3 protein-coding genes are annotated in these 6,468 nt (G+C 46.6%); 2 read left to right on the top strand and 1 reads right to left on the bottom strand.

The genetic code is table 11. The annotated features are described in order from the left end of the window. Nucleotides 1-1,495 precede the first annotated feature (1,495 nt). Entirely contained in the window at nucleotides 1,496-1,822 is a 327-nt protein-coding gene (locus tag QT990_RS35125; protein WP_333466374.1) for an HNH endonuclease signature motif containing protein, read from the bottom strand. A 205-nt stretch (nucleotides 1,823-2,027) separates the two neighbouring features. Between QT990_RS35125 and QT990_RS35120 the strand changes: the two genes are divergently transcribed. Together QT990_RS35120 and QT990_RS35115 are read left to right on the top strand one after the other, a co-directional pair. After that, nucleotides 2,028-3,278 carry a helix-turn-helix domain-containing protein gene (locus tag QT990_RS35120; protein WP_106334386.1) on the top strand — a complete coding sequence of 417 codons (1,251 nt, stop codon included), beginning with the start codon at nucleotides 2,028-2,030 and terminating at the stop codon, nucleotides 3,276-3,278. A 560-nt stretch (nucleotides 3,279-3,838) separates the two neighbouring features. Continuing rightward, on the top strand, nucleotides 3,839-6,409 hold the full coding sequence (locus QT990_RS35115; RefSeq protein WP_333466373.1) for a DUF3854 domain-containing protein: 2,571 nt from the start codon (nucleotides 3,839-3,841) through the stop codon (nucleotides 6,407-6,409). Nucleotides 6,410-6,468 lie beyond the last annotated feature (59 nt).

The raw sequence follows: 6,468 nt of genomic DNA, 5'->3' as shown, positions 1-6,468 counted from the left end.
TACGGATATGGGTTGATTTACATTCTGGGCATTGCATAAATTATTCCTCCTATTCATACTCTAACTCAGCAACGCCAAAATTAGCTAATTGTTGCGTCAGCTAAAATCAGGGATTTGCAGTATAAAGTCAGGCAAGTGCAGTATAAAGTCAGGCAAGTGCAGGTATTTGCAGGAACTGCACTTTACCTGTATTTACCGGAAAATATCCTGCTTTCCGCCTGACTTTTTCGGTCAAATTACTGCTTTTTTGTGCCGAGCGTGCGTTTGCTTGTTGAGGCAGGTTATGGCTGTTTAGTTTTGGTAGCAAGCAATGGTTTTGTCCGTACAAACCTGACTTTTACGTGCAGAAACAAAAACGATGCACCCTTATGAATGGGGAATCCTAGGTGTCAAGGTGATCGCGTTAGGCTGGCTATCGAACGAACGATTTCCTCGTGATCATCGACATCAGCCGGCTGCTTCGCTTGCAAACAGGATGGCAAGGCGCGATCGCGTCGGGCATTCGCCGCCAATGCCGAACAGCACGAACTCGAATGCGTCGTGCGATGATCCGCTCCATCGTAAAGGCGACTGCCCTGTACACCAACTGGCTCGCTCCTGGCTTCAATATCCACTCACGCTCGCGTCAAGCACAGTTCTATCAAAGTCCAAACTGCCCCCGCCCGATTTTCGAGCCTTGGCTGTCGAAAGTGAACGATCGCTAACTTCAATTTCCAACTGTTCTCATCGCAGTCTTGCAAAAACCCTAAATTGGCAAAAAGTGCTCAAATTCGACTCTTGTACGTACATTTGACATGGCTTGCTATGCGACTGGCGTACTAATTAGGAGGATTTAGCAGGATGTAGAAGGGTCTAAAATACAAAAAATCGTGTTAAAAGCAACAATTCTTTACAAAAAGTTCTAAGCATTTATACTTAAAATGAGGCTAAAAGTAGGAAATAGGAGGTGTAATGAGTAAAAAATGTGCTGTTTTTTCCTCTTTTTTCCTCCTTATTTTTGGCTAAAAATTTTGAACCAGTCAGAGCGACTTTTCTGCATTAGTTTGGTCAAGGTGCAGTCGGATTGATAGAGTCAATGGGGAGCTTGCGTCAAAGCGGCTTGCAGGTTTATTCGGACATTCGATTGACATCCTCCCACCACTGATTCGGAATACTGAGTCCATGCTGCATCACCGATCGATTTGCAAGAGTGTCTATTCTTGACCATATTACGAACCATCAAGTCCTCATACGCCACCAAATCGGTTAGGGTCGAGGGGAGTATTACTACTCCACCCCTCCCATCCGAAACCGTGCTTGCGACTGTCGGGCAAGAGAGCATACGTCACCGTATCTCCTCCCCTCAGAACCGTACTTGCTACTCGTCGCATCATACGGCCGGGGCCTTTGCCTTCACAGAACGTTTACCACTATGGAATGAAAAATCAATAACTTGCACAATTAAACCCCAGAAGCCTTGCTCCAAGGTAAACTATTGCTCTATTAGTCACCTTATTTATTTTTCATTCCTATGTACCGTCTTATGGCAAATTTTATGTAGGTGTTGAAGATTGTCGATTTCATCTGTTCCACCTTTTACCAGAGGTACTATGTGGTGTGTTTCTAGAGCTTCTCCATTGTGTAGATTTTCCCCACAGATTGGACACAACCAGTTCTGGTTTTGGGCTATTTTGTAATATTTAGACCCAGGCTCCCAAATGGTTTTACCCACAGAAGAGCGATTTACTTCGTGATGCGACGATAAAACTTTGTAATTAGCAAACCCATCAACCTGACAAGCACGATGGACCGACCATAACAGGTGGAGACAGATTACCCCCATGTCTGGCAAGAAAATCTGCGATAATCAAAACCTTGAGGTTAATATAGACTCTAATAACCTTAGCAACAGCTCCTACGCGGAGCCAAAGCAATCGCAACGGTCACATAAGTCATCTACAGAACCCCGGCTATGCCAAAGAAAATTCTACGAAGAATGCCCCAGTAGTGCAATCACAGATACGATCTATACGGCTGGAGTCACTGGTATGGATTTCTGGGAAATAAGCGAAACCAGTTTGAATGGCGGCAAAGATTTTTCCAAAGGTCGAGTTGAACTGCAAATCCGAGATCGCTTTGACCTAACAGACTTTGCTGAAATTGCCTATCAAGCCAAGGAAGTCATTGCCCAGAAATTCGGAGAAGAAATCCTCAAACTGCACTACGCACTGGCAATAATTGCCTTCCGCAAACCCGAAGCTTGGAGAGAAGAAATTACAGTATCAGCCTCTAAACTTCTAGATGACTTTGGTGAAGCTCAGAAAAGAAATCACTACATCCGCAAAGCCAACAGAAGTCAAGACAGCAAGCCTACCCAATACCTTTCCAAAACAGAAAAACTTCAGCAGATCAGCCATCAAGCGCAACTGCTCAGACGGATAGAAGTTTGTGTAAGAGAATGGCGATACAAGGAAAAAAACATCTTGTCAGTAAGAATGTCGCATCTGTGGGACATCTTTGAGATTCACGAGATTGTCCAGCCATCTTTGGACGGTAAAGACACCTTTATTGACGTTGAAATCACCTTCCGCCCTGGCTTATGGTTTAACAAGTTTGCTAATCACGCTTATTTGCGGGAATTTGGTTACATCACCAGCGAAGCATTAAAACTAGACCCCTACCGGGAAAAACTGGCGCTCAGGCTAGCTTACTTTACCGTGTTTGCCCTGCAACAGCACAAAAGCGGTCGGTATCAAATAGAGACACTACTGACGCGCATCGGGTATGGCAAGGAGATAGTGGCAGCCAAGACAGACCGAGTTGCAGCCTTACACCTCAAACGCAGCTTTGATCGAGGACTGAAAACACTGGGGAACTTTGAGTCCCCATACCGTTTTGACTACGATCCTGATGTTCCAGACTGGGTGCATCCAGATCGCAAAGTCAAAAAGCCCAATCACTGGTTTGAAACCTGGCTGCAACTTAACGGGACTTTACGCCAGCCAGAAGCGCTGCCTAAACGCCTGAAACCAGAACCAGAACAACCGCAACAGGCAAAAAAAACTCGTTGCAAGCGGAAGTCAGCTCAACCAACACCCAATTTGGCCGAACCTATAGCTTTTGGTCAACAGGTAAGGGAAGCTCGGAAAGCTATGGGAGAAAGCTTAAGAGTGATGGCAAAGAGGGTAGAGATTTCACCATCCCAACTATCCCAGATAGAAAACGGGTGCTATCCGCGTACCCTCAAACCTAGCTTGAAGACCAAGATATTGGAGCATCTGGGCTTAACTGACGAGTAACTAGCCACTCACAAAAATCTCGCATCTCACAAAACCTCCTCGAAATACAGGGGGTTTTGTTTTCATGCCCTACCTCAGACCAACCCCAGACTGTTCACGAACTTGTAAACAGCAAAAATTTTGCCAAAATTGGCTTCAAATCAATATATGATAAGGCTTACAGCGCGTAAACATTTCGTGTTCATTCGGGATCGTTTCGTGTTCATTCGGGATCGTTTCGTGTTCATTCGGGATCGTTTAAATTTTAAAAGCCTTACCCCGTATGGCTTTCATCCTCTAAAATTGTCCTGATTAGTTTGAGTAGTTTGAGAGAGCATCACGAACCACAGCAGCCGAGTCTGACAGGCTAAGGATTGGTCTAAATCCTGCAAAACGCAAAACGTGACACGAGAAAATTGTCAGAGGCGCTGGAACGCTCGCCGTCAAACCAAGCGCACGGGAAGTGTCCATAGCTTCACTGAAATCAAAGAAGCACCCCTGTGCAGACGAAAAGCCCACTCAACTCCACCTAACCCACAAAGCCTCACACCCCTACCTTCCACCAACACCGGGGGTGTCCAATGACATCACCCATCTCCCCCCTGTCCGAATGGCTGGCTTCAGGCGTAGACCCCGACCTCATCGCCCTCAGCGTCCAAACCCTCTCAGGCGACACCCCGTACCAATACCTCCTGTACGAAATCAACGTCGCCTCCGGCAGAGTCCACCCCGACGCACAATGGCGGTGGGCCAGAAAGCACTACAGCCACATCGAACACGGTGGCTGGTGGTGCAATGGTCTTGACCCCCTCAACAACTGGCAGCCCATGTATTGGGGCTGCTTCAAACCCCACCAGCCCCGCAACAGCTTCGACCCAAACGGTAAAACCAAGCCCGTCAAATACGAACACCCCCCCAAAAGCCCCACCAGAGCCTTCTTCCTGCAAGTCCCAGACCACATCTGGGCAAAAGTCGCAGCACGCTACGGTGTCCCCATCGACAACTCAGACAAACAACTTGGCTTCTGGCAATGGGTATGGGACAACAACATCCCCGTCATCATCGTCGAAGGCGTAAAAAAAGCTGGATGCCTACTCACACTGGGTTACGCCGCCATCGCCCTCCCCGGTGTCACCGGCGGTGTCAGAACCAAAACCCCTCAAGGGGAGAAATGCGACCCCTACCTCATCCCCGAACTGCAACACTTCGCCACCCCAGGGCGGGAAATCTACATCTGCTTCGACCGCGACAGCAAACGCCAAACCATCCAAAACGTCAACCGGGAAATTGGCAAACTCGGTCGCCTGTTCGCAGCGGCAAATTGCCCCGTCAAAGTCATCAACCTGCCAGGGCCAGAAAAAGGCGTTGACGATTTCGTGGTATCAAAGGGCGAAGATGCTTTCAGCGCCCTCAAAAATGAAGCGCAAGGCTTCCAATTTTGGCAGGATAGGGAATCATGGCTTTTAACCTATCCCGCGTCTTTAAGGCTAAATTCTCGCTATTTGGGAAAACTCCCCTATCCAGAGTCCGGGTTAGCCTGCATCAAAGCGCCCAAAGGCACTGGCAAAACCCAAGCCTTGACTAACTTAGTCTCACAAGCCCTTGACACAGGCGATCGCCGCGTGCTGATAATTACCCATAGGATTCAACTAGGCAGGGCTATCTGTGCCAGCTTAGGAATCAACTACATCGACGAAACCAGAGACTCAGCCTTTGGTAAACTATTCGGATACGGCTTGTGCATAGACAGCCTCCACCCCCTATCTCAAGCTAAATTCAATCCTGAAGACTGGTTCGGTGCGATCGTCATCATCGATGAGTGCGAACAAGTCATTTGGCACGCCTTAAACAGCTCAACTTGCCGCGAAAACCGAGTCGCCATCTTGCAAACTCTGCAAGAACTTATCCACAACGTTTTGACAAGTGGCGGCTTAGTTGTTGCCCAAGATGCCGACTTATCGGATTACAGCATTGACTACTTAATAGCGATAGCAGGCATCCCTATTTCGCCTTGGGTTGTTATCAACGAGTGGCTGCCCAAACGAGGGCGAGACGTGACTTTATTTGCCACTTCTAACCCGGCATCACTGTATGTTCAAATGGAGAAAATTCTCTCTCAAGAAGTCACTTGTTGTGACCTGGAAAGCCGTGCTGAATGTTGCCCTATAAGCCGTGCTGAATGTGGTGCTAAAAACCCTGGTGAATGTGCTCCTGAAAACCCGGCTAAATGTGACTCTAAAAGCTGTGTTAAATGTGACTCTAAAAGCTGTGTTAAATGTGACTCTAAAAGCTGTGTTGAATATTGTCTGAAAAATCTGGCTGAATCAGACTCTAAAAGCTGTGCAAAATATGGTTTTGAAAACTCTGCAAAATATTGCCATATAAACGCTACTGAAGGTAGCTCTATAAACCCTAGTAAATATCACCCTGTAGAGTTACATCGCCCGCGCATTATGGTTGTAGAAGATTCACAAAAAGTCACGGGAAAATGGTCTTGTCGCAACCTAGAAACACAACTGCAAAAACGCTTTCCTCATCAGCGAATTCTCAGGATTGATAGCGAATCAGTATCAGATCCCAATCATCCCGCTTACGGTTGCATTGACCAACTCAATACACTCATACAAAACTATGACATCATCATCGCCAGCCCGACAATTGGCACTGGTGTCAGCATCGATATCCGAGGTTACTTTACAGCAGTTTTTGGCATCTTTCAAGGGGCAGTAGCCGTCAATGATGCTTTACAAGCCCTAGCCCGTGTTAGGGATGAAAATGTACCTTGGTTTGTTTGGACTAAACAATTTGGTCTGGGCAAAATTGGCAATGGCAGCGCTAGTTATCGAGCAATAATCAAATCTCAGCAGAAAGTCATTAAAACCAATATCAAACTGTTGCATGACGCTGATTTTGACATAGATTTCGCCCACGACCCGATTCACTTGCGGACTTGGGCTTTAATGGCAGCTAGAATCAACGTTGGAATGTGGAACTACAGAGAGGCTATTTGGGAGGGATTGAAGGCTGAAGGGCATCGGATAACATTGTGTCGAGAGACTCAATTACATCGGGAGATTAAAGTTATACAAATGCAACAATTGGCGGCTCACAATTGCCAAGACTGGGATTTATGGCAGGGTAAGCTCATCTAATTTAGTATAAATTGTACTTGACAAAAAGACAAATATAAAAAATGTGGTATTTACGTATT

Source organism: Microcoleus sp. T3_B1, from assembly GCF_036700445.1.
In the GTDB taxonomy this organism is placed as follows: domain Bacteria; phylum Cyanobacteriota; class Cyanobacteriia; order Cyanobacteriales; family Microcoleaceae; genus Microcoleus.
The sequence above is the reverse complement of the archived record's forward strand: the minus strand, read 5'-3'. Positions and strand labels throughout refer to the sequence as shown.

Bases quoted from the DNA above. Each gene is read 5' to 3' on its own strand.
- QT990_RS35125 (WP_333466374.1), bottom strand. From the start codon at position 1,822: ATGGGGGTAATCTGTCTCCACCTGTTATGGTCGGTCCATCGTGCTTGT.
- QT990_RS35120 (WP_106334386.1), top strand. From the start codon at position 2,028: ATGGATTTCTGGGAAATAAGCGAAACCAGTTTGAATGGCGGCAAAGAT.
- QT990_RS35115 (WP_333466373.1), top strand. From the start codon at position 3,839: ATGACATCACCCATCTCCCCCCTGTCCGAATGGCTGGCTTCAGGCGTA.